Annotated in this window: 22 protein-coding genes and 1 tRNA gene; 20 read left to right on the top strand and 3 right to left on the bottom strand. The window is 49.7% G+C overall.

What is annotated here, in order from left to right:
- Positions 1-43 precede the first annotated feature (43 nt).
- The 5 genes from ACRQV7_RS14515 to ACRQV7_RS14495 all read left to right on the top strand — a co-directional run bounded on the left by ACRQV7_RS14515 (position 44) and on the right by ACRQV7_RS14495 (position 4,392).
- A tRNA-Leu gene (locus ACRQV7_RS14515) sits at positions 44-129 on the top strand.
- A 427-nt stretch (positions 130-556) separates the two neighbouring features.
- On the top strand, positions 557-1,600 hold the full coding sequence (locus ACRQV7_RS14510) for a DUF4417 domain-containing protein (protein ID WP_444658789.1): 1,044 nt from the start codon (positions 557-559) through the stop codon (positions 1,598-1,600).
- A gap of 24 nt (positions 1,601-1,624) precedes the next feature.
- Positions 1,625-1,870 (top strand): hypothetical protein, encoded by a 246-nt coding sequence (locus tag ACRQV7_RS14505; protein ID WP_275717676.1) that lies wholly within the window; start codon positions 1,625-1,627, stop codon positions 1,868-1,870.
- A gap of 412 nt (positions 1,871-2,282) precedes the next feature.
- Positions 2,283-3,638 (top strand): MATE family efflux transporter, encoded by a 1,356-nt coding sequence (locus ACRQV7_RS14500; protein ID WP_444658788.1) that lies wholly within the window; start codon positions 2,283-2,285, stop codon positions 3,636-3,638.
- Between the two features lie 268 nt (positions 3,639-3,906).
- Positions 3,907-4,392, top strand: a complete 486-nt coding sequence (locus ACRQV7_RS14495; protein ID WP_444658787.1) for a hypothetical protein — start codon at positions 3,907-3,909, stop codon at positions 4,390-4,392.
- Positions 4,393-4,499: 107 nt separating this feature from the next.
- Here the strand turns inward: ACRQV7_RS14495 and ACRQV7_RS14490 are convergent, their stop codons facing one another.
- Both ACRQV7_RS14490 and ACRQV7_RS14485 read right to left on the bottom strand, forming a co-directional pair.
- Entirely contained in the window at positions 4,500-5,246 is a 747-nt protein-coding gene (locus ACRQV7_RS14490; RefSeq protein WP_444658786.1) for a DUF3307 domain-containing protein, read from the bottom strand.
- Positions 5,239-5,925, bottom strand: a complete 687-nt coding sequence (locus ACRQV7_RS14485; protein WP_275717680.1) for a SatD family protein — start codon at positions 5,923-5,925, stop codon at positions 5,239-5,241. The genes ACRQV7_RS14490 and ACRQV7_RS14485 overlap by 8 nt, the downstream gene beginning before the upstream one ends.
- A gap of 520 nt (positions 5,926-6,445) precedes the next feature.
- On the opposite strand from ACRQV7_RS14485, the gene ACRQV7_RS14480 reads away from it, so the two are divergent.
- The 3 genes from ACRQV7_RS14480 (at position 6,446) to ACRQV7_RS14470 (ending at position 8,377) form a co-directional block, all read left to right on the top strand.
- Positions 6,446-7,300 (top strand): CPBP family intramembrane glutamic endopeptidase, encoded by an 855-nt coding sequence (locus ACRQV7_RS14480; protein WP_444658785.1) that lies wholly within the window; start codon positions 6,446-6,448, stop codon positions 7,298-7,300.
- A 33-nt stretch (positions 7,301-7,333) separates the two neighbouring features.
- Complete coding sequence (locus tag ACRQV7_RS14475) at positions 7,334-7,738, top strand: FMN-binding protein (RefSeq protein WP_275717682.1); 405 nt, start codon at positions 7,334-7,336, stop codon at positions 7,736-7,738.
- A gap of 330 nt (positions 7,739-8,068) precedes the next feature.
- Positions 8,069-8,377: a hypothetical protein gene (locus ACRQV7_RS14470; RefSeq protein WP_444658784.1), complete on the top strand. Its 309-nt coding sequence runs from the start codon at positions 8,069-8,071 to the stop codon at positions 8,375-8,377.
- Positions 8,378-8,700: 323 nt separating this feature from the next.
- Here the strand turns inward: ACRQV7_RS14470 and ACRQV7_RS14465 are convergent, their stop codons facing one another.
- Entirely contained in the window at positions 8,701-8,883 is a 183-nt protein-coding gene (locus ACRQV7_RS14465) for an H-type small acid-soluble spore protein (protein ID WP_444658783.1), read from the bottom strand.
- 166 nt (positions 8,884-9,049) lie between these two features.
- Here ACRQV7_RS14465 and ACRQV7_RS14460 point away from each other — a divergent pair, with 166 nt between their 5' ends.
- The 12 genes from ACRQV7_RS14460 (at position 9,050) to yjfF (ending at position 20,864) form a co-directional block, all read left to right on the top strand.
- Entirely contained in the window at positions 9,050-9,244 is a 195-nt protein-coding gene (locus tag ACRQV7_RS14460) for a hypothetical protein (protein ID WP_275717685.1), read from the top strand.
- A gap of 289 nt (positions 9,245-9,533) precedes the next feature.
- Entirely contained in the window at positions 9,534-10,739 is a 1,206-nt protein-coding gene (locus ACRQV7_RS14455) for a 5-bromo-4-chloroindolyl phosphate hydrolysis family protein (RefSeq protein WP_275713236.1), read from the top strand.
- A gap of 48 nt (positions 10,740-10,787) precedes the next feature.
- Complete coding sequence (locus ACRQV7_RS14450) at positions 10,788-11,924, top strand: toxic anion resistance protein (protein WP_444658782.1); 1,137 nt, start codon at positions 10,788-10,790, stop codon at positions 11,922-11,924.
- A 310-nt stretch (positions 11,925-12,234) separates the two neighbouring features.
- Entirely contained in the window at positions 12,235-12,699 is a 465-nt protein-coding gene (locus ACRQV7_RS14445) for a LytTR family DNA-binding domain-containing protein (protein WP_444658781.1), read from the top strand.
- Positions 12,689-13,390 carry a LiaF transmembrane domain-containing protein gene (locus ACRQV7_RS14440; protein ID WP_444658780.1) on the top strand — a complete coding sequence of 234 codons (702 nt, stop codon included), beginning with the start codon at positions 12,689-12,691 and terminating at the stop codon, positions 13,388-13,390. Before ACRQV7_RS14445 ends, ACRQV7_RS14440 begins: the two co-directional genes overlap by 11 nt.
- 35 nt (positions 13,391-13,425) lie before the next feature.
- Positions 13,426-14,028 (top strand): methyltransferase family protein, encoded by a 603-nt coding sequence (locus ACRQV7_RS14435; protein WP_444658779.1) that lies wholly within the window; start codon positions 13,426-13,428, stop codon positions 14,026-14,028.
- A gap of 99 nt (positions 14,029-14,127) precedes the next feature.
- A complete protein-coding gene (locus ACRQV7_RS14430) occupies positions 14,128-15,123 on the top strand; it encodes an SPL family radical SAM protein (protein WP_444658778.1) in 996 nt (331 codons plus the stop codon).
- A 56-nt stretch (positions 15,124-15,179) separates the two neighbouring features.
- Positions 15,180-15,872 (top strand): DUF3298 and DUF4163 domain-containing protein, encoded by a 693-nt coding sequence (locus tag ACRQV7_RS14425; protein ID WP_444658777.1) that lies wholly within the window; start codon positions 15,180-15,182, stop codon positions 15,870-15,872.
- Positions 15,873-16,181: 309 nt separating this feature from the next.
- The gene (locus ACRQV7_RS14420) at positions 16,182-17,201 is read left to right on the top strand and encodes an ABC transporter substrate-binding protein (RefSeq protein WP_444658776.1); all 1,020 of its coding nucleotides are present in this window, start codon (positions 16,182-16,184) and stop codon (positions 17,199-17,201) included.
- 114 nt (positions 17,202-17,315) lie between these two features.
- Positions 17,316-18,848, top strand: coding sequence for a sugar ABC transporter ATP-binding protein (locus tag ACRQV7_RS14415; RefSeq protein WP_444658775.1), 1,533 nt, complete (start codon positions 17,316-17,318; stop codon positions 18,846-18,848).
- Positions 18,823-19,863: an ABC transporter permease gene (locus ACRQV7_RS14410; protein WP_444658774.1), complete on the top strand. Its 1,041-nt coding sequence runs from the start codon at positions 18,823-18,825 to the stop codon at positions 19,861-19,863. Before ACRQV7_RS14415 ends, ACRQV7_RS14410 begins: the two co-directional genes overlap by 26 nt.
- The gene (gene yjfF, locus ACRQV7_RS14405; RefSeq protein WP_444658773.1) at positions 19,860-20,864 is read left to right on the top strand and encodes a galactofuranose ABC transporter, permease protein YjfF; all 1,005 of its coding nucleotides are present in this window, start codon (positions 19,860-19,862) and stop codon (positions 20,862-20,864) included. The genes ACRQV7_RS14410 and yjfF overlap by 4 nt, the downstream gene beginning before the upstream one ends.
- The last annotated feature ends 20 nt before the right edge of the window (positions 20,865-20,884 follow it).

Here is a 20,884-nt window from a genome sequence, read left to right as displayed (position 1 = left end):
GGCTTGCAAAAAAGCTGTTATTACGGTATAATAGCTTTCGCACGCGGATATGGTGGAATTGGCAGACACGCCAGATTTAGATTCTGGTGAGTAACCCTCGTGCAGGTTCAAGTCCTGTTATCCGCACCAAAACGGCGGTCCGGCCCGAAGGGCCGGACCGCCATTTTTGTACGATGACCGGTGAAAATCTGCCGGCGCAGGTCCGGAGAAATGGCTGGGGAATTTATTGCAGAAAGAAGAACTGAGGGACTCGCGGAACGCGGGCGGAATGTGCCAATACCTTCAAGTCCTGTTATCCGCACCATTGCGAATGACCCTCGAGTGGTCATAACGACAAAGGCAAGCTGATGATATGTCAGCCTGCCTTTGTTTTCTGCCATTATTAGGTTTAATTTATTAAAAAATATCTTGAAATTACCCTTATATCAAAAGTTTATGATAATATATCTTTATAAATCTAAATAATGTTGCCCTTTTCAATGCAATTCTTATCCTTTTTGGGGGTATATGTGGAGGCATATTTTTTGCCTACTAAACTTTCCAAAGGGTGAAAAGTGTGACTAGTGAAGAATTCAGAAGCAACCCGTTGTTTCTGAGAAATCAATTCAAGAGTGATGGGGTCTTTGAAATGCCAATTATTTGTCGGCAGAACATTGACCTCAAAGATGTTCAACTGATTGGTTATGACCAAATTAAACCCGGCGATAAAGCTAATGAGCAAAGTTTTGTCCACTTTTTTTTGGATGATTACAAATTTGAAGTCGTCTGGAATGATCCTGAGCCGCGTCTTGAAAAACTTAGTCAGTACAAAGGGGTATTGTCACCTCAATTTAGCGCCTATTATACCATGCCGGTATCGTTGCAAATTTACAACACATTCCGTTCGAGGTGGTGCGGTGCATACTTACAGTCTAAAGGATTTACGGTAATCCCTACCGTGTATTGGGGACAACCTCAAAGCTATTGGTATTGTTTTGATGGAATCGAAAAGAACTCCGTTGTTGCACTTTCTACATTGGGTGTAAAAAAAGAAAAGGATTTTTTTCTACAAGGCTACAACGAAATGCTCCGACGTATTGAGCCGAAAGCGGTTATTTGCTACTGTGATCCGTTTCCCGAAATGAAGGGCCATGTTATCAAGGTTGATTACTCCAAAACTAACAATCTGCCACATAAAAAGACTTTTTACGGGTTTGTGGATAATAGCTGTTACAAAGCAGGATCGACACAGTTGCTTGAGGAACCAAAAGAAGTCAACGGACATTATGTAATTAAAACAGGCGGATATGTTATCACATCCGGATTCGGCGGAGGAGGGGGAGGTAGTCGGACATGGGGCAATCGTGAAGCGCTCCCTGATCACTTTGACAGATATGGCAATGATTTTGGTGCTCCAAATGAAGAAAATTATGCACAACAGGCAAATAGGTTTTTTCAGGAGCGAGATCGCTATCAAGTGAAAACAGATATGGATGGTATTATCAGAGTTTATGATCCTGAAACAAATACTTTTGGATCATATAATTCTGATGGAACAACCAGAACTTTCTTTAAACCACGCGGCGGCCAAAAGTACTTTGATAACCAGCCTGGAGAATAAATTTAATTATTGGAGGTATAACTAATGAAGAATATCTGTCCTGTATGTAAATATGATGGACTGTTAAATCCCGCTTATGACAATCGTGGCGTAGGTTCTGATGAAGTTTGTCCCTGCTGCGGATTTCAATTTGGGTGCGACGACTTTCCAAATAAAGATGAATCTATTGCAAAATGGCGTAAACATTGGATTAGTTTAGGATGTAAATGGTTTTCAAGAAAAGCACTGCCGCCCATTGACTGGAATGCAGAAGAACAGATGAAAAGATAATTGCTTTCTATATTTATAGACCGCTTTACTTTTAATGTAATATTCGTTTGCCTGATGCCGAAAACCTTTATTTTATGCAGATTCCTGAGTTTGTCGTTATGAACACTCGTACCACTAGCAGAGCCGTCGAACTTGACGACTCTGCTTGCTCTTTCTCTTGATTTCTTCGATTTTCCCGCGTATGCTTGCTTTTTGAATAAGAAAATGCTGGAAGAGCTCGTATTGACAGTTGCTGTATTCCATGATATAATTTTTTTGAACTCAAGTCATAAGGTGATTTGAGCGTTTCATCGGAGGGCTTTATCTTAGAATTAGAGCCGGATAAGATGTCGGGAGATTCCCGGTATTTTATCCGGCTTTTTTGCTGGCCGGAAACGCGCTCGACGAGTATATTTTTTAGGAGGACCTTTGCATGCAGTCTCAACAAAACGATAAACAATTTGTTAAATATGTTATTCCAGCCGTTATCGGAATGGTGGTACAGGCTCTTTATGTTATTTTAGACGGTATTATTGTGGGACAGGGGATTGGTGAAATCGGGCTTGCCTCAGTTAATATCGCGTTTCCCTGCAGCATGGTGGTCATCGCGCTGGCTATGCTGATTGCGAGCGGCGGCGCAAATGTATATTCATTTTATAAAGGGCAGGGGGAAGCCGGCAAGGCCAACAATATCTTCAACCAATGCTTAACGCTGGCCGTTTCCATTGGGGCGGTAATAGCCTTATTAGGCTTCTTCTTCCGTCAGCCGCTGGCGGTGTTTTTTGGTGCAGACGAGATGCTGTTGCCTTCCACCGTAGCGTATTTGAAATGGATCGCGCCATTTTCACTGCTGCAAATGCTTGTTTGCCTTCTTGCGGTATTCGTCCGTAACGACGACGCCCCGCGGCTGGCCATGTTCGCGTCCGTTACCGGAGCGGTCATCAATGCCATCCTTGACGTCATTTTTATCCTTATTTTAGATTTTGGTATTGAAGCCGCAGCTATAACAAACGGGATTGGAATGCTGATAGAGCTTACATTTTATACTGCTCATTTTGCAAGAAAGCGAGGCGTTTTGCGGATTCGCGCGCCTCATTTTGATATCACCGATGTTAAACGCGTTCTCGGCAATGGGTTTGCCACTTTTCTTATGGAATTCAGCCTTCCTGCCGTCACGTTTTCCTTTAACCTGGCGATCATGCGTACGCAAGGAACGCTTGGGGTAACCGCCTACTCGATCGTCGGGTACGTTTGCTCTATAATCAACATGACGTTGATTGGTGTTACCCAGGGCGCTCAACCCCTCATGAGTTTTTACCACGGCAGCGGGGACACCATGGCTTTTGACCGGGTATACCGTCTTGGAGTCCGCACCAATCTCATTGTCCCGGCGGTATTGGTCAGCCTTTGTATTGCGTTCAGTGGCGGCATTGTAACCCTGTTTCGTGGAGGCAACCCGGAGCTGACAGCCTTGACGACTCGAATGCTCCGTCTTTACCCGATTGCGCACATCGCTATCGGTCCAACGCTCATGAATATCCTCTATTTTCAAACTACGGAGCGCAACGCATTTTCGACGTTGATCTCCTTCCTGCGTTGCATCGGCTTTGTTCAGATATTTCTGTTGCTCTCACTGTTCGTTTTCGGCGGAAAGGGGCTTTATCTCACCTTCCTTGCCGGTGAAGCGTGCCATATGTTCATTTCTCTGATTTTGGTAAGACGGGTAAAGCGAACCGAGAAAAAGGGACTTGATGAGGACACGGAACGCCGCATAACCGTCCACACTTGATCGAAGCTGCCCGCATGGAAGGACGATAGCGAAAAATGCCCGGAGACAATAAACACATGTGACTTTGCAAGGTTTATTGGTGTAAATACTGATTTGTGATTGCCCTCAAACCATTGATATTACTGGGTCCTTAAAAAATGCTGTAAGAACACTCGCACTACGAATTACCCCTCGAATGTTCATAAGGACAAAAACAGGTTGGCTTATTCCAACCTGTTTTTGTTTGTGGTACAATATGCACATACCATGAAAGGGATGGGTCAAATTAATGGAATCTACAACAGATAGATTTTGGAGCTCCTTCCAGAACAATTTTTCAAATTTAAGAATTGCAATAGAAGAGGCCTGTGAAGATTTGAATTCGCCCGGGAAAAAACAGAAAGTTTTTGATTCTTTGAATAATACAATCCATAGCTTATTGGATTATTGGGAGCGGGTAAAGAAAGACAGTAATATATCTGCTGAAACCAAAAAGAAAATGCGTGCCTTTGCTTACGCGAATAATAAACTGAAGCATGAATATGATTTGGTTTCTATTGAAGACAGAAAAGGTGGATTTTCATTTCCTATTACGTTTCCTTTAAAAATTGAAAAAGTTCGATATGAATGGTCTGATTTAGACTATATCCATAGAGAAAGTTCCAATCAGAAAAATGATTTTCAACAATATTGCCGCTTTTTAAAACAAAAGGAAATTATCAGCAGTTTAGAAGATATCTCATCGTTGATTGGACCTGATTCAAAGGATAAATAGCTGACAGATAAAAACATATACCATGTAATACCCGCTTACTCATGCCGAAAGGCCCTGTTGCGGGTTCTACAAGAACACTTAAAGGTCTCGCCGTTCTGACCACATCATCATTTGCATAACAGTAAATATGTAAGGATTACAAGCAACGTACTCAACAAGGTGCCAAGCAAATAATATTCGGCAAATGGCGGCTCTTTCGATATTTTATCATATCGGGCAACTGATTTTGCGGTTAATACCAATCCTATCGCGGCATATTGATTTACACTCAATAGCAGTACGATGATCATCCTTTCAAGTGTTCCAATAAACGCCCCGACATTTTTGATGGTTTTATCGCTGCTTCCATCTTTGCTGCCTGGCTTGTACTGGGACAATATTTTCTTAATCGTGATGTTAGCAGGCTTACAAACAATCAAAATAATACAGGACCATCTTAAAGCGGTCATACCGTTATCAGTAAATATGCTCAGAAAACTTTTCGCTTCAGGTAAAACCGCTATATTGTAATTGCAGTATTTGAAAATGATTACCGTAATTATCAGTGACAAAATGTGTATCCATTGATCCGTGCAATAAACAATTGATTCTGAGACGGAATTATCATATTTACTATAGAGATACTTAACCGAATCGATCAAAAAGTGTAAAACGGATAAGACGAAAACTGCGATAGCAATTTGCATAGACCATATTAAGATAGTGCCCACACAGAATACGGCAGCATAAAGGATACTATGAAGCACAACATACTTGTACTTGAAGATCTTCTTCTCGGAAATTGTATCGGTTTGGAGATAGAAATCTCCAAGTACATGAAGAAGTACAAAGAGGATCAATAAATTTTTATACACCGTTATCCTCCTTTATATCCGATAGAACTTTCGCAATGGTTTCTATCGCTTTTCGATAAGTGTAGTAATTTGCAGAGGATAATGCTTTTTGTACATTGGATTGATTGATGTTTAGGATTCTTGCTGTATCCTTTTGCGTACCGCCGGTTTTTAAATAGGAATTGATAATTTCGACTTGACGAGGTGTCCACGTTTCTTTTATTGTCGTTAATAATGAAAAAACGGTATTGATTAATTCGGACATATCAGGATTGCCCTGTACTTCAATTCTGACATTAACCTTTGACTCCATTTTCTTTTTTTCAGATGCCTTTAGTCCGTCGATCATTTTTCTTGCATTATAATAGGCCGGGCCATCGGCTCCCAACGGCATATTGGAATTGATATCCGTGGTTATTTCTCCAACGCCAATGCCAAACCGCAATTGAATTGGGTGCATTTCCCTTTCGATTTTGTCAATAATGAATATCGCGGAGGAACCTGCTTTTAAAAGCCCCTGAAACTCGTCACCAAGGGTTATCATGAATTTTGAAGCGATGTTGTCCCGGTACTCATGATTGATTGCATCCAATACTTCTTTGAGACGGATCTGCACAGCACGTCTGTTTTCTAACTGCTTTGAGTTTTTGATATCTCCGATTATGGCAACCAATGGATTGTAATCAAAGGAAAAGAACATTGAAAACACCTCTGTTGTTGATTATAACTTTCTTTTGGGAACACGTCAATAAAATATGCGCTTATCAGCATATATTTTATGATTATGTGCAGTTAGTAATGTTTTATTATATTATGCGCTAAAAGGGATGTTAATATACAATATGCGCTTAAATGCGCATATTGTATAGCCCTGCTGAATAATGGATGCGCCGACAATGGAATGCCCGTTGAAACGCCACTGATTCTTGGTGTAACACCGCTGATGAGGGAATAGAATACAGAACCGGCAAAGACTAACTTCGCGACGTGGTTACGCAGGTCACGGTAACTGACAGAACGATATAATAAGGATTTTCGGACGAGATCCTGCTTCTTAACTGCCTGTAAGACTTGGATATTACTGGCTTTTTCCATAAATGCTGTAAGGACACCCCACCATAATATTTTGTCTTGCAAACGCAGTCGACTTTTTTTCTTTCGTATGATAAAATATAATAAAAAATAATGTGCGATTTTCATTATTCAGAGGGGAGCATAGCATGATAAAAAATAAACGATCGAATCCATTGAGGTCCATCCTTGTTATCTATTTGGTATGCTTTGTGTTCAGGACCATTGAATATATGATTATTCGCACGGATCAAGGCATTTTCGGTGAGGCGTTTATACATAAACTGATGGGCATCATCGTGCTCATGCTGGCGCTGCGGTATTTTTCACTCAAATGGCCTGAAATAGGATTTACGGGTAAATCAGTAATAAGAAATGCGCTCTTTGGCTTGCTGCTGGGTGCGGCCGTGTTCATGGTTGCCTATGGAACCGAATTCTTCCTGCAACTGTCGGGAGGCAATAGCCCCTCGCTGCAAGCTTATGTGACCAGCTACGCGATCGACGGCAACCAGGGTAGGCAAACCGGTTTGTTGTTTTTTGCCTTTTGTATTATGGGCAACCTTATCAATGTGACTATGGAGGAAGGGATATTCCGCGGCCTGTTTGTTAAGCTGCTGGAAGTTAAATACTCTTCTCTGAAAGCGATCGTTCTTTCTTCCGTCCTCTTTGGCGTCTGGCATATCGCGGCGCCTGTGCGCAGTTTTCTGGATGGAGAAATAAGCTCAACCGGAGCGATCATGTCCGCCTTCCTGCTCATTTTGACAGCAGGAATCGCCGGAACGAAATTCTGCCTCCTGACCAAAATCACCGGATCGCTTTGGATGCCGATGGCTGACCACTTCTTCAACAATACGATTATCAATATTTTGCATGTTGTAACGATTTCCGGAGCAGATGAATTACAGGTCGTACGTATTTCGATTGCTCAGGCGGTGTCGTTCCTCATTGTTCTTTTCATCTATTGGAAAAGCGGAGCATCGCACAAACAGACGTTTCGTGCATAACCGCGTGACGGGTAACCGATTGAGGAGGCTAATATGCAAAGGAAAAAAATACTTCTGTGGGCAGTTGTTGTTTTACTGGTGATTGGGATTGTGTATGGCGGCAGATATTTTATGGAACTTAGAAATTATAGGCAGGGGATAGCAGATATCCATGTCCAAAATATAGATTTATCAGCAATCCCGGATGGGGAATATTTTGGCGACTGCGATGTCGACTTTATCCGTGTCAGAGTCCGTGTCCTGATGAAGGAGGGCAAAATGCAGGAGCTTGAATTGCTGGAACACTACAACGAGCGGGGAGAAGCGGCAAATGTATTGCCGTCCAGAATGCTGGAAGAGCAGCGCATAGATGTGGATACGATATCCGGGGCTACGTCTTCCAGCAAAGTTATCCAGCAGGCCGTGTACAATGCGTTGACGGGAAAACGTGCAGAGTAAGCGTATCTATCATTTTTACCCGGACCAGGAAAGAAATTAGGAAAGCCGCATGGATGCCGGCTCTCCTAATTTCTTTTGCGCTGAAGCTGCAACAGAAAGCCGCCCTTGTTTACGGGGCGGCAGAGAAACCAAAGGCATCAGGAAAGATTACTATTAATATGGGAATCATTGACAGCTTGTCAATATGGCTGTTAGGGATCCCGGACAGGCAGATACAAAAAGTGATCGGATTTTATAAAAGGACGGCTCCTGCCGGAAAGCAAAAGGGAACCATTTTGTACGGCCAAAAAAGATTTTGGACGAATATTATAAAATACAAGGAGTGATTTTATGGAAAAGTCAGATTTCATAACAGCACTAAAGAATATCAAATATAGAAAATCATTCGCTGACAGAAGGGGAAATATCAATGGCATCAGTATGAGGACAACTGATTTAGCCATTGAAGCCCTTGAAAAGCAGATACCGAAAAAGCCAATAGCAAATATATCCGATGTTCCTGTTCGGATCGATCATGTTATGTTCAGACCGGGGGTTGCATTTTATACTTGCTTAATCTGTGGAACGCCTACGGCACCCACACAGCAATATTGCGTTGAATGCGGCCAGCGCTTCGATTGGAGTAAAAGCGGCGGATGAGGCTTCGGAGTAATCCGAAGCCCTCATTTTTTATGATGGTGTTTGTTCTTTGCCGGTTTTAGAAAAACCACAATGCAGCCCAGTACCAGTCCGAGAAGCATTGACAGTATGAACTTCATAGATAGCACAACTCCTTTATAATTTATTGTACTCTTTTTCTTCAAAACCTTAGATACCTCCGATTGGCTTCCGGGAGTTTTTTGCTTGGATATACCGTATACCAACATGATCGATCGGCTTATTTTATCGGTGGTATTGTAAATTCCTTCGGTAAAAACGGCCCTCTCAGCTGCTTTTTGGCAGCCGGGAGGGCTTTCTGCTCTTTATTTGTTCTCCGTCAGGCTGGATACGGGTACATTGATCTTGGTAACCGGATCGTTAAGATAATGTATCACACAGCATTGATCGGGTTCATTCAGCCTTTCCATATAGACTTTATTCCCGTTATGAGTCACATTTGCCATAACAGGCGATGAGATAATTTCTCTTGCACGTTGATTATCCATAATAAACACCCCTATATTAGCATATCTTTTTTCTAATCATAAATTCACGGAAACGGCAAAGAAATTAAGCATCGTTTTATCTTATTCAAATATTATAAATCAATTGAACATAATGCCTTCACAATTACGTGATATATTTACAGTAATGATTTAGGAGGCATTTTATATGATGATAATGGCTGGTATAATTTTAGCCTTGTTGGCGATAACATATTTCAGTATAAAAAATCAGTATCGGAATTTGAATGCGGCATATGTGAAAATCCGTCCGGATGCAATGGAGCTTCTAAACGAGCGATTTGACAATGGCGAGATCAGTTATGAAGAATATCGAATATTAAGGAATCAACTGCTGAAATAGAGAGCAAATTCCTCGCCCGCTTACAGTGGCGGCGGGAGGAATTCGGGGACTGGCGCAACAGGTACGAGGCACCGCATAAAGGAAAGCCGCATCGGAAGGAAATCCGATGCGGCTCTTTTCTTGAAAGTCATTCATTTAAGGGAACCGTGTTCACTGCAGCCGCGGACATCCGCCGGCAGGCGCGCGAAATATTCAGGAGAAGTTGTTATTTCATGTTAAATGATTTATAATGAAGAAAACACTGTCCATCTGTGCACGGGGCTGCACAGCGGGTTCTCTGGAGGAAGCAATGCGGAACAAATACGATAAATATAATATTGGGAGAGAAGTCGGACGAGCCGTGCGGCGTGCCGTGCGCTCCGGCAATTTTGAAGAAATCGGCCGGGCGGTGGACAAAAGCGTCCGGAAGTTTACCGGCGAGGATGATGAAGACCTCCGCAGCGGGAACGATGCGGGTCAGCGCCCGGCTTATACCTACGGCCGGGCATCGCAGGATACGCGGGCTGCCTACCGGGAACCGTCCGTCCGTACCGCGTTCCGGAGCAGGATGCCGGGGGGAATTTCCGGCCTTGTTTATGCAATCGTCGGCGCCAGTGTGGGAATTCCGATGCTGATCGCGGACATTTCGGTCCTCATGGTAGGCGTTACCGGATATATGACTTTATCGGATTTTGCCGTGGCCTTTTCCGTTTTAATACCCATTACGCTGGCCGTTTTCGGCATGATGGGCTACGGAATCGCCCTGCGCCGCCGTGCGCGCCGCTTTGCGCGGTACCGCGAGGCGATGGGCAGCGCGGCTTTCTGCACGGTGGCCAAGCTGGCCGACACGGCCGGAGTGACGCAGGAACGCGCGAAAAAAGACCTTAAAAAGATGATCGTCAGCGGCGCATGCCCGCAGGGGCATCTGGACCGCGATGAAACCTGCTTTATGGTGGACGACAAGACGTACGGCGAGTATCTGGAAGCGGAGAGGGCCTATGCCGCCCGCACGGAAGCCGCACGGACACAAGAGGCGAAACAGGCGGACCCGAAGGAAGCGGAGCTCGCGGCCGTCAGGGAAGAGGGCAACGGGTATCTGCGGCAGATCCGCGCCGCAAACGACGCCCTGTCGGGCGAGGTGATCTCCGGAAAGCTGGACCGGCTTGAAAACGTGACGGCCCGCATTTTTGAGTGTGTGCGGAAGCATCCCGAAAAGCTGCCGGACATCCGCCGGTTTATTCGTTACTATATGCCCACGACCCTGAAGCTGGTGAAGTCTTACGAAGAGTTTGAAACACAGCCGGTACAGGGGGAAAATATTACCAGAGCCAAGGAGGAAATCGAGCGGGCGCTGGATACGGTCAACAAAGCCTTTGAAAACCTGTTGGATGCCCTGTTCGCCGACGACGCGCTTGACGTTTCCGCGGATATTTCCACGCTGGAAACCATGCTCAAACAGGAGGGCCTGACCGGCAGCGACTTTGCGAAAGAGCCGGACGAAAGCAAACTTTCTTAAAAGGAAACCGAATGATAAAGAATTATTAATTGGTATGGAGGATTTACCATGAATCAGAATGAGATCCCTGTTCCGGAGCTCACCCTTGACCCGGCTTCCGGGCAGCCCGTTTCCGCACAGACGATTCTTGAGCAGGCGGTCCCCGCGCAGGGCGCCGCGCCGGAACCGCAGCTTACTCCTGCCGAACAGAAGATGGTGGCGGATTTCGCCGCGAAGATCGACCTGACGAACAGCAACCAGATTCTCCAGTACGGCGTGGGGGCCCAGAAAAAAATGACCGACTTTTCCGAAAGCGCGCTGGAAAACGTGCGCACCAAGGATTTGGGCGAAGTCGGTAAGATGCTCTCCGGCGTAGTGGCCGAGCTGAAAAGCTTTGAGGTCGACGAGGACGATAAAGGCTTTTTCGCGCGTTTCAAGCGCGGCGGCAATAAAATCATCGCCCTGAAAGCCCGTTACGCCAAGGCGGAAACCAACGTCGACCAGATCTGCGACGTGCTGGAAGCGCATCAGGTACAGCTTTTAAAGGATATTTCCATTCTGGATAAAATGTATGAGGTCAATAAGACCTATTTCAAGGAGCTTTCCATGTATCTGCTCGCCGGAGATCAGAAGCTAAAGCAGGTGCGCTCAAACGACCTTCCCGCCCTGCAGCAGAAAGCGCAGGCATCCGGCCTGCCGGAGGACGCACAGGCGGCGAACGACCTGTCCAACATGTGCAACCGTTTTGAAAAAAAGCTGCACGATCTGGACCTGACCCGCATGGTATCCATTCAGATGGCGCCCCAGCTGCGCCTGATACAGAACAACGATCTGATTATGAGTGAAAAAATCCAGTCGACCATTGTCAACACCATTCCTCTGTGGAAAAGCCAGATGGTGCTGGCGCTGGGCGTGGAGCACTCCACACAGGCGGCCAAGGCCCAGCGCGAGGTCACGGATATGACGAACACCCTGCTGCGCAAGAATGCCGACGCGCTCAAAATGGCGACGATCGAAACGCAGAAGGAGTCCGAGCGCGGAATTGTGGACATCGAAACGCTGAAGCATACCAACGAGACGCTCATCTCCACGCTGGACGAGGTTATGCAGATCCAGAAGGACGGCCGCGAAAAACGCACGCAGGCGGAACAGGAGCTCAGAAAGCTGGAAACCGACCTGAAAAACAAGCTCCTGCAGCTGCGCTGAGCTTTTTTGAAGCCGATCAAGCCGTTCCTCCTTTTTAGCCCGCTCCGTGAGGGGCCTGGCGGGCGAAGCCTGACCGGAGAGTCTGTATGCCTGCTTCCGACATTCTCAAGGGAACCCGGTTCGCCGGGTTCCCTTTTTGCGTTCGCACAGGGGCCGGGCCGCCGTTTTTCGGTCACCGCGCCAATCGGGCCGGACGCCCCCTTTTACCCGGATTTTGTTACCTGTTGCGGGCACAAATGCGACCGGACGGCGTTTTCCCCTTTTCATCCTTCCGCAAACCCGCTATACTGTCTGCAGAGGGGGTGGTCAGGTGAAGATACGCATTGAGGTAGTCAACGATCTGGATGAGGATGAGGTGCTGATCCGCTGCGGCCGCGTGGACGACACCGTTCAGAAAATACACCGCTATGTTCTGGAACAGTCCTCCCAGAACACCAAGATCACCTTTTTTAAACAGAATCAGGAATTCTATTTTCCGCTGGACGAGGTCCTGTTCTTTGAAACGGAGGGGGAGCATATTTACGCCCACACCGCAAACGACGCTTACCGGATCAAATACCGTCTGTACGAGCTGGAGGAAATTCTTCCGAAAAACTTTGTGCGGGCGGCGAAATCCACCATCGTCAATATCCTGCAGGTGTACTCCATCACGCGGAACCTTACCGCTTCCAGTCTGGTTCAGTTTATCAACAGCCACAAACAGGTATACGTGTCGCGGTACTATTACAGCGAGCTGCGGCAGCGTTTAAACGAAAGGAGCACTTATGAAAAGTAGAAATTGGTTTTGGGGCATTTTCTTCCTGCTCTCGGCGGTATTTGTCATTGCCAGCCAGACAGGGTCTTTTGTACAGATCGGGTTTGCCAGCGTTCTGGCGACGGTTCTGCTCGCGGCGCTGCTGATCAGCAGCGCGGTTCACCGCAATTACTTCGGCATTTTCGTTCCTCTGGCATTTCTTTATGTGATCTACCAGCAGCCGCTTCACTTCGTCCGGATTTCCCTCTGGCTTTTGATTCTGGCCGCCATTTTTGCCAGCACGGGCTTCAGCTTTCTCTTTCACAGGCACCCGAACAGCCACATGTGCTGGCACCATGGAGAGTCCATTCAGCCGACGACGGAAAACATCGACGACAACAACCCCTACGCAAAAGTGAACTTCGGCGCATCCAGCAAGTATCTGCACGGCGACAGCCTGAAAAGCGGACAGTTCTACGTCTCGTTCGGCGCGCTGGAGCTGTTCTTCGATCAGGCTCAGCTCAGTCCGGACGGCGCGGAGATTTTCCTTGACTGCAGCTTCGGCGCCATTAAGCTCTATGTTCCCCGCTCCTGGCAGGTCATTGACCATGTAAGCACCAGCCTTGGCGGCGTGGACAACGACATCCGTCTGGCACAGCCCGCGGAAAACGCCCCGCAGCTTACCCTGACGGGCAACGTACAGCTCGGCGGCATAGAGATCCATTATATCTGAGCCGGCTTTGCACCCTCACGAAAGAAGATGTTGACTTGTATTTTTATGGCGATACGTATTTTCCCGGGCCGGTTCTGAAAAATGTTTTTCAGATTTTACTGATCGCGGTATTGCTGATGGAAACGGCGATCCTGCTGCTGACCGCCCGGAACAATCAAAAGGGTGAAAAAAGGAACGGTGAGGACAGAGGGTCCATGCTGCTGATTATCGTCGGATTCTGGCTGTCCGTTCTTCTGAACCCGCTCTATATCCGACTTTTTCCGGTCGTGCTGCCTGTGCCCGTTTTCTGGCTGGGATTCGCGGCTGCCGTTTCCGGCATGATTCTTCGGCTGTATTCCGTCTGGACACTGAGAAAATTTTTTTCCATGGTGGTGCGGGTCGGTTCGGAACAGAAAATCGTACAGAATGGACCGTACAGGCTCATCCGCCATCCGGCGTATACCGGAAGCATCCTGACGCTGTTGGGAATCTCGCTGGCCTTCCGGTCCGTCCTTGGGATCCCGGCCACCCTGCTGATTGCCGCCGCCGTGTACGGCTACCGTATCCGCACGGAGGAAAAAGCGCTGGAAAAAAGCTTCGGCGCGGTTTACAGGGACTATGAACAGCGTACCTGGAGACTGGTTCCCCACGTCTGGTGACATTGAAAAAAGAAAATTTTGCTGTGCTTTTTTTCGGCTGCCTGAGCGGCAAAGCATAGACGCCGTCTGGCTGTCAATAATAGACCGGAAGGTGATAAAATGTACCCGGAACGCGTCTATTATGAGCCGGACGCTCTTTCCTATGAATTGGGGGAGCAGCTGCGGCAGAAATTCAATGAAGTGCCGTGGATACCGATCCGCAGCCATAACAATATCGAGGAGCTTCGTGGCAATTCCAACCGGGAATTCGGCCATATGAAGCGATACCTGATCGTCGGCGTCCGCAAAACGCACAAATATGTGGAAAACCATAAGATTTCCGATTTTCTGGTGCCCTATACCTCCTCCGGCTGCAGCGCGGCGTGCCTTTACTGCTATCTGGTCTGCAACTACAACAAATGCTCGTATTTGAGGCTGTTCGTCAACCGGGAGCAGATGCTCGGCAAGCTGATGAAAACGGCCGCCGCCGCGGACCGCGATCTGACCTTTGAAATCGGCAGCAACAGCGACCTTGTACTGGAAAACACCATTACGGGAAACCTCGTCTGGACGATCGAGCGCTTTGCAAAGAGCGAAAAGGGCTTTCTGACGTTCCCGACCAAGTTCGACATGGTGGACCCCCTGCTGAATCTGGAACACCGGGGCAGGACCATTTTCCGTATGAGCGTCAATCCTCAGGAAATCATCAGCAGGGTGGAATTCGGGACCTCTCCGTTAAAAAACAGGATACGGGCTTTGAATAAGATGTGCGAAGCCGGGTACCGGGTGGGGCTTTTGATTGCCCCGGTGGTTCTTCTGGGCGACTGGCGGGGGCTCTACGCGCAGCTGATTCAGCAGCTTGCCGACGAACTGTCTCCGAGGGCAAAGAAAGAGCTGACCATTGAGATCATCTTTATGACCTACAGCTATGTTCACCGGGCGATCAACAACGAAGCGTTTCCCAACGCGGCGGAGCTTTACGACGCTTCCCTGATGACGGTGAGAGGGCGCGGAAAGTACTGCTACCGCAACGAGCTGCGCGCGCAGGGGGAAGAACTGCTCCGGCGGGAGATCTCGGAAAAGCTCGGCGGCTGTTCCATCCTTTATGTCGTGTGATAAAATCCTGAATCCTTACCGCTTTTTCCGGCATATGATGGGGCGGAGGGATGAAAATGTACGAACCGAATTTCAGCGCGGAACTGACCGCTCAGAAGGTCGGGCGGGAATTCCAGTATGAGAATACCGTGATGATCACCATGACCGCCGAATTCCCGGAGGTAAGGCTCGGGGGAAACCGGGCGGCCGAAAGCCGGATCAACGGCATGATCCGGATGCAGACGGAAAATTTCTACCGCTATGTTGCAGGAACCCTGTACCGGCAGGCCGTTCAGGAATACCGCGATTCCCAGACAAACGGATTCCCGTTCCGGCCGTATGACGCCGTTTTGAAATATGAAACGGCCTACAACGAAAACTGTTTTCTGAGCCTTTACCGCGACCAGTACGAATATACGGGCGGGGCGCACGGCAACACCGTCCGGCGTTCCGACACGTGGAGCCTGCAAAACGGCAGGCGTTATCCGCTCGCGCGGTTCTTCGGGCCGCACAGCAATTACCGGTACCGGCTTCTGCAGAATATTTTGAAGCAGGCCGACCGGAATATGGCGGAAAATCCGGGGATCTATTTTGATGATTACCGCAAGCTGATCGCCCAGTACTTCAATGAGGAGCAGTATTACCTGACCCCGAAGGGCGTCGCGATCTATTATCAGCAGTATGAAATCGCGCCGTATTCCACAGGGATCGTCGTTTTTACCGTTCCGTATGACGTTTTGGGCTGGAAGCCGTCCTGTATGCTCCGCTGAAAAAATTCAATAAAAACACACGAAAAAGCTGCAGTCCGCGGCTTTTTTCTTTTTTCAATATTTTCTCCCCACCCCCAACCCCTCCCATTCTTATACAAAGCCCTTCCGACTGTGGGGTGACTATTCGACAAAACGATACAAACAACCGCAAAATCGGACAGGCTGCGGCGTCCGGCGGAAAAATGCTTTCCGGAGGATGCTAAAAAATGATACAAACAGGTTTTGTTATTGTAAAGACTTAAAAGGGAGGATGCACTACAATGGAAACGAAATAAGGGGGGCGATCCCCCGGAAGCGGAGGAGAAAAATTTGAAAAGAATACTTGCTGCAATTTTAACCGTATGCATCGCGGGCCTTGCGTTGGGCGGATGCGCCGGCACGCCTGCGGCGAACACCGCGTCGGCGGGTACACAGTCCGGCGCCGAAGTCGTTTCCAAGGCGGAGGGCAACAAAAAGCTGACGGTCGGCTTCGCGCAGATCGGACAGGAATCCGGCTGGCGCGACGCGGAAACGGCGTCCATTCAGTTCTATGCCGGACAGCATGTGGACACCATCGATTTCAAGTTTGCGGACGCACAGCAGAAGCAGGAAAATCAGATTAAGGCGATAAAATCCTTTATTGAAATGGGCGTTGACGTCATCGGCCTTGCCCCGGTTGTGGAAACGGGCTGGGACGCCGTGTTTACAGAGGCGAAGGACGCCGGGATCCCAATCGTTCTGCTCGACCGCAGGGCGAAGGTTTCCGATGACCTGTACGCCACGTTTATCGGCTCCGACTTCATCACGGAAGGGCAGAACGCCGCCGACGAGCTGGCAAAGCTGCTGAACAACAAGGGAAACGTCGTTGAACTGGAAGGAACCGTGGGCGCTTCCGCGGCGAATGACAGAAAGAAGGGCTTTGACGATCAGCTGGCCGCGAAATATCCGGATATGAAGGTTCTCGCTTCCCAGACGGGCGATTTTACAAGGGCCAAGGGCAAGGAAGTCATGGAATCCTTCCTGAAAACCTACGGCAACCAGATCAACGCGGTTTACGCGCATAACGACGACATGATGCTCGGCGCGATCGAGGCTATGAAAGAAGCGGGAATGAAGCCCGGCAAGGACATCAAGACCGTTTCCTGCGACGGCGTCAAGGGTATTTTCCAGGCCATGGTCGACGGGGAAGCGAATGTCACCGTAGAGTGCAACCCGCTGCTCGGTCCCCAGTTCTTTGAGACCTGCCAGAAGCTGAAGAACGGCGAGACGGTTGAAAAGTGGATCAAATCCGATGAAAGCGTTTTCCGCGCCGATACCGCCGCCAAAGACCTTCCCACCCGCGTTTATTAACCTTTTTCATACAATTCTCCGACTCTCTTTAAAATCCGCTCCGTCTTTGTTCGGCGGAGCGGATTTTGCTTCACGGCACACGGGAAAACAATATCACAAAGGAGGAGTCCGCTCATGAGCAGCGAAAATATGCTGATTCGGATGGAACATATTTCCAAGAGCTTTCCGGGGGTGGCGGCGCTGGACGATGTTCCCCTCGAGCTGAAAAGCGGAGAAATCCATGCCCTTCTGGGAGAAAACGGCGCGGGGAAGTCGACTTTGATCAAGGTCCTGACGGGCGTGGAGGAACGGGACGGAGGGTCCGTCCTGCTGGAAGGCGTCCCCATTTTTCCCCAGAGCCCGCAGGATGCGCAGAAGCTGGGCATCAGCACGGTCTATCAGGAAGTCAACCTCTGCCCCAACCTCTCGGTGGCGGAAAATATATACATAGGAAGGGAACCGAAAAAAAGAGGAAGCATCGACTGGAAAAAAATCAATCAGGACTCGCGCGACTTGCTGAAACGGTTCAATCTTACGATCGACGTGACGAAAAATCTGGATTTTTATTCGGTCGCGGTGCAGCAGATGGTGGCCATTGCGCGCGCGGTCGACATCTCCGCGAAGGTGCTCATCCTCGACGAGCCGACTTCCAGCCTGAGCAGCGTGGAGGTGGAAAAGCTTTTTGAAGTGATGAACATGCTGAAGGCGCAGGGAATGGGAATCCTTTTCGTCACGCATTTTCTGGATCAGGTGTATGCGGTTGCGGACACCATCACCGTGCTGCGCAACGGGCGTTACGTCGGCACCTACGCGGCCGCCGAGCTGCCGAAAACGCAGCTTGTCGGCAAAATGCTGGGCAAGGAGTACGCCGAGCTGGACCTTTCCTCCGAAAAGGAGGAGCTGACCGGCGGGGAGCTCAGCCTGCTGGAGATGAAGCGGGCCTGCGGGCCGGGGACCGTCAGCGGCGTCGACCTGAAAATCTACAGGGGGGAAGTGCTCGGCATTTCCGGGCTGCTCGGTTCGGGACGCTCGGAGATCGTCCGCCTGATTTTTGGAATCGATCCTCTGGAGCAGGGGGAGATCAGCCTGAACGGCCGGAAGCTGGCGGGGAAAGGGCCCCTTCCGGCGATTCGCCGCGGCGTTGCGTTCTGCCCCGAAAACCGGAAAACAGAAGGAATTATCGGGGACCTGAGCATCCGGGAAAACATCATTCTCGCCCTGCAGGCGAAGAAGGGCATGTTCAAGGCGATTTCCCGCGCGCAGGCCGAGCGCGTTGCCGACAAATACATCAAACTGCTGGACATCAAGACCCCGTCCCAGGAGCAGCGGGCGAAAAACCTGAGCGGCGGAAACCAGCAGAAGGTCATTCTGGCAAGATGGCTTGCCACGGACCCCCAGCTTCTGATGCTGGACGAACCCACCCGGGGCATCGACGTGGGGACCAAGGCGGAAATTCAGAAAATGATCGTCGGGCTGGCCGAGCAGGGGATGACGGTGGTCTTTATTTCATCCGAAATCGACGAAATGCTCCGCTGCTGCAGCCGCATGATCGTCCTGCGCGACAAAAAGAAGGTCGGCGAGCTCAGCGGGAAGGACATTGCCGAAAGCGCGGTCATGAGCTTAATTGCGGGAGGGGTTAAAAATGGAGAAGATCAAGAAGCTGTCTAAATACCAGGGGTTCTGGCCGGTCGCCGTGCTGCTCGCCATTCTGCTGATCAACGGGATTCTTTCGGGCGGAGCCTTTTTCGAGATCAAAATCGTGGATGCGCACCTGTACGGAAGGCTGATCGATATCCTGCGCAACGGCAGCAAGCTGATGCTTCTGGCGACCGGAATGACGTTCGTCCTCGCGACGGGCGGGACGGATATTTCCGTCGGCTCCGTCATGGCGATCAGCGGCGCCGTCGCGTGCAGCATTGTGGACGGCAGGATCCTGCCGGGCGCGGGGCAGAGTGTCCAGACGGCTATTTTGCTGGCGCTTCTGGGCGGCATGCTCTGCGGCGCGTGGAACGGCTTTCTGGTGTCCAAAGTCAAAATCCAGCCCATCGTCGCGACAATGATCCTGATGGTGGCGGGCAGAGGCATTGCCCAGCTGATTACCGACGGGAAAATCGTCACCGTCAATTCGGACGCGTATTACTTCATCAACGGCGGCTATATTCTGGGCCTTCCGTTCCCGCTTTTCATCGTGCTTTTCGCGGTGGCGCTGGCGCTGCTTTTCACCAAAAGGACGGCGTTCGGGCTTTTCCTGGAATCCACGGGGTGCAACCCGGTCGCCGGCCACTTCGCGGGCATTAACGTCAACGGCGTGAAATGGATGGTCTACACCTTCTGCGGCATCACGGCGGCGGTCGCCGGGCTGATCGAGAGCGCGGGTATCAAGGGCGCCGACTGCAACAACGCCGGGCTCTTTATGGAGCTGGACGCCATCCTCGCGGTGGCGATCGGCGGGACCTCGCTCAGCGGCGGGCGGTTCTCCGTTCCGGCCAGCCTTGCCGGCGCGCTGATCATCCAGAGCATTACGACCTCCGTCTACGCCATGGGGGTAGCGCCGGAAATCACCGCCGTGGTGAAAGCAATCATCGTCATCTGCATCTGCCTCTTCCAGTCGGCGGAATTCAAGGAGAAAATGCGAAAAAGATTCTCCGGTCATAAACAGGAAAGGACGGTGAAACCGGCATGAGCGAATCGGGAAAAACAACAAAAAGGTTCCGGATACGGAATGTGTCGCTGCTGGTCACTGCCCTGCTGTTTATCGGCCTTTTCACGGCGGGCTCGGTCGCTTACGACAGATTCCTTTCGCTGTCCACGTTCTGCAATCTGCTGAACGACGGCTCCTATATGATGATCGCCTCCATCGGCATCACGTTTGTTCTGCTGACGGGCGGCATCGACATCTCCATCTCGTCCACCATTGCGTTTACCTGCGTGTTCTCGGCGTTCCTGCTCAGAAGCGGGGTGCCAGCGGGCGCGGTGATTCCGCTGGTGCTGCTGATCGGCCTTCTGTTCGGCGCGCTGATGGGCTTTATGATCCACTCCTATCGGCTCCAGCCGTTCATCGTCACGCTGGCGGGGCAGTTTTTCCTGCGCGGCCTGTGCGCCGTCATCAGCACGGAATCCATTCCGATTACGGATGATTTCTATAAAAAAATGGCGCTGAACAAAATTGCCTTTGCGGGCGCGAAAATCTATTATTACGTCTTTATCGCCGCCGCGGTCCTGATCGGAGCGATGTTCGTGCTGAAATTCACCCGGTTCGGCAGGACCGTTTACGCGGTTGGCGGCAACGAGCTGTCCGCTTCGCTGATGGGCCTGCCCGTGGGGAGAACCAAGGTGGCGGTTTACGCGATCAGCGGCTTCTGCGCGGCGCTGGCGGGCGTGGTGTTCAGCTTTTATACGCTGGCGGGCTATTCGCTGCAGAACGTGGGGCTTGAGATGGACGCGATTTCCTCCGCGGTCATCGGCGGCACGCTGCTGACCGGCGGCGTCGGCACCGTGATTGGCACCACCGTGGGCGTGATGATCCAGGGCGTTATCCAGACCATTGTGACGTACCAGAACCTGAACACTTGGTGGACGAAGGTGTTCAGCGCTGCTCTGCTCTGCCTGTTCATCGTCATTCAGCGTATTCTGGCGGGCAGGTCGGAAAAAATCAAGGATGGAAAACTGGAAAAAACCGCATGAATATGGCAAAATAATTTGAT

Source organism: Caproiciproducens lactatisolvens (genome assembly GCF_052443335.1).
Classification (GTDB): domain Bacteria; phylum Bacillota; class Clostridia; order Oscillospirales; family Acutalibacteraceae; genus Caproiciproducens.
This window is presented reverse-complemented; position numbering and strand designations above follow the sequence as displayed.

What these genes read in the sequence shown, in the direction of transcription:
- ACRQV7_RS14505 (WP_275717676.1), top strand. Translation starts at nt 1,625, where the DNA reads ATGAAGAATATCTGTCCTGTATGTAAATATGATGGACTGTTAAATCCC.
- ACRQV7_RS14500 (WP_444658788.1), top strand. Translation starts at nt 2,283, where the DNA reads ATGCAGTCTCAACAAAACGATAAACAATTTGTTAAATATGTTATTCCA.
- ACRQV7_RS14495 (WP_444658787.1), top strand. Translation starts at nt 3,907, where the DNA reads ATGGAATCTACAACAGATAGATTTTGGAGCTCCTTCCAGAACAATTTT.
- ACRQV7_RS14485 (WP_275717680.1), bottom strand. Translation starts at nt 5,925, where the DNA reads ATGTTCTTTTCCTTTGATTACAATCCATTGGTTGCCATAATCGGAGAT.
- ACRQV7_RS14480 (WP_444658785.1), top strand. Translation starts at nt 6,446, where the DNA reads ATGATAAAAAATAAACGATCGAATCCATTGAGGTCCATCCTTGTTATC.
- ACRQV7_RS14475 (WP_275717682.1), top strand. Translation starts at nt 7,334, where the DNA reads ATGCAAAGGAAAAAAATACTTCTGTGGGCAGTTGTTGTTTTACTGGTG.
- ACRQV7_RS14470 (WP_444658784.1), top strand. Translation starts at nt 8,069, where the DNA reads ATGGAAAAGTCAGATTTCATAACAGCACTAAAGAATATCAAATATAGA.
- ACRQV7_RS14465 (WP_444658783.1), bottom strand. Translation starts at nt 8,883, where the DNA reads ATGGATAATCAACGTGCAAGAGAAATTATCTCATCGCCTGTTATGGCA.
- ACRQV7_RS14460 (WP_275717685.1), top strand. Translation starts at nt 9,050, where the DNA reads ATGATGATAATGGCTGGTATAATTTTAGCCTTGTTGGCGATAACATAT.
- ACRQV7_RS14455 (WP_275713236.1), top strand. Translation starts at nt 9,534, where the DNA reads ATGCGGAACAAATACGATAAATATAATATTGGGAGAGAAGTCGGACGA.
- ACRQV7_RS14450 (WP_444658782.1), top strand. Translation starts at nt 10,788, where the DNA reads ATGAATCAGAATGAGATCCCTGTTCCGGAGCTCACCCTTGACCCGGCT.
- ACRQV7_RS14440 (WP_444658780.1), top strand. Translation starts at nt 12,689, where the DNA reads ATGAAAAGTAGAAATTGGTTTTGGGGCATTTTCTTCCTGCTCTCGGCG.
- ACRQV7_RS14430 (WP_444658778.1), top strand. Translation starts at nt 14,128, where the DNA reads ATGTACCCGGAACGCGTCTATTATGAGCCGGACGCTCTTTCCTATGAA.
- ACRQV7_RS14425 (WP_444658777.1), top strand. Translation starts at nt 15,180, where the DNA reads ATGTACGAACCGAATTTCAGCGCGGAACTGACCGCTCAGAAGGTCGGG.
- ACRQV7_RS14415 (WP_444658775.1), top strand. Translation starts at nt 17,316, where the DNA reads ATGAGCAGCGAAAATATGCTGATTCGGATGGAACATATTTCCAAGAGC.
- ACRQV7_RS14410 (WP_444658774.1), top strand. Translation starts at nt 18,823, where the DNA reads ATGGAGAAGATCAAGAAGCTGTCTAAATACCAGGGGTTCTGGCCGGTC.
- yjfF (WP_444658773.1), top strand. Translation starts at nt 19,860, where the DNA reads ATGAGCGAATCGGGAAAAACAACAAAAAGGTTCCGGATACGGAATGTG.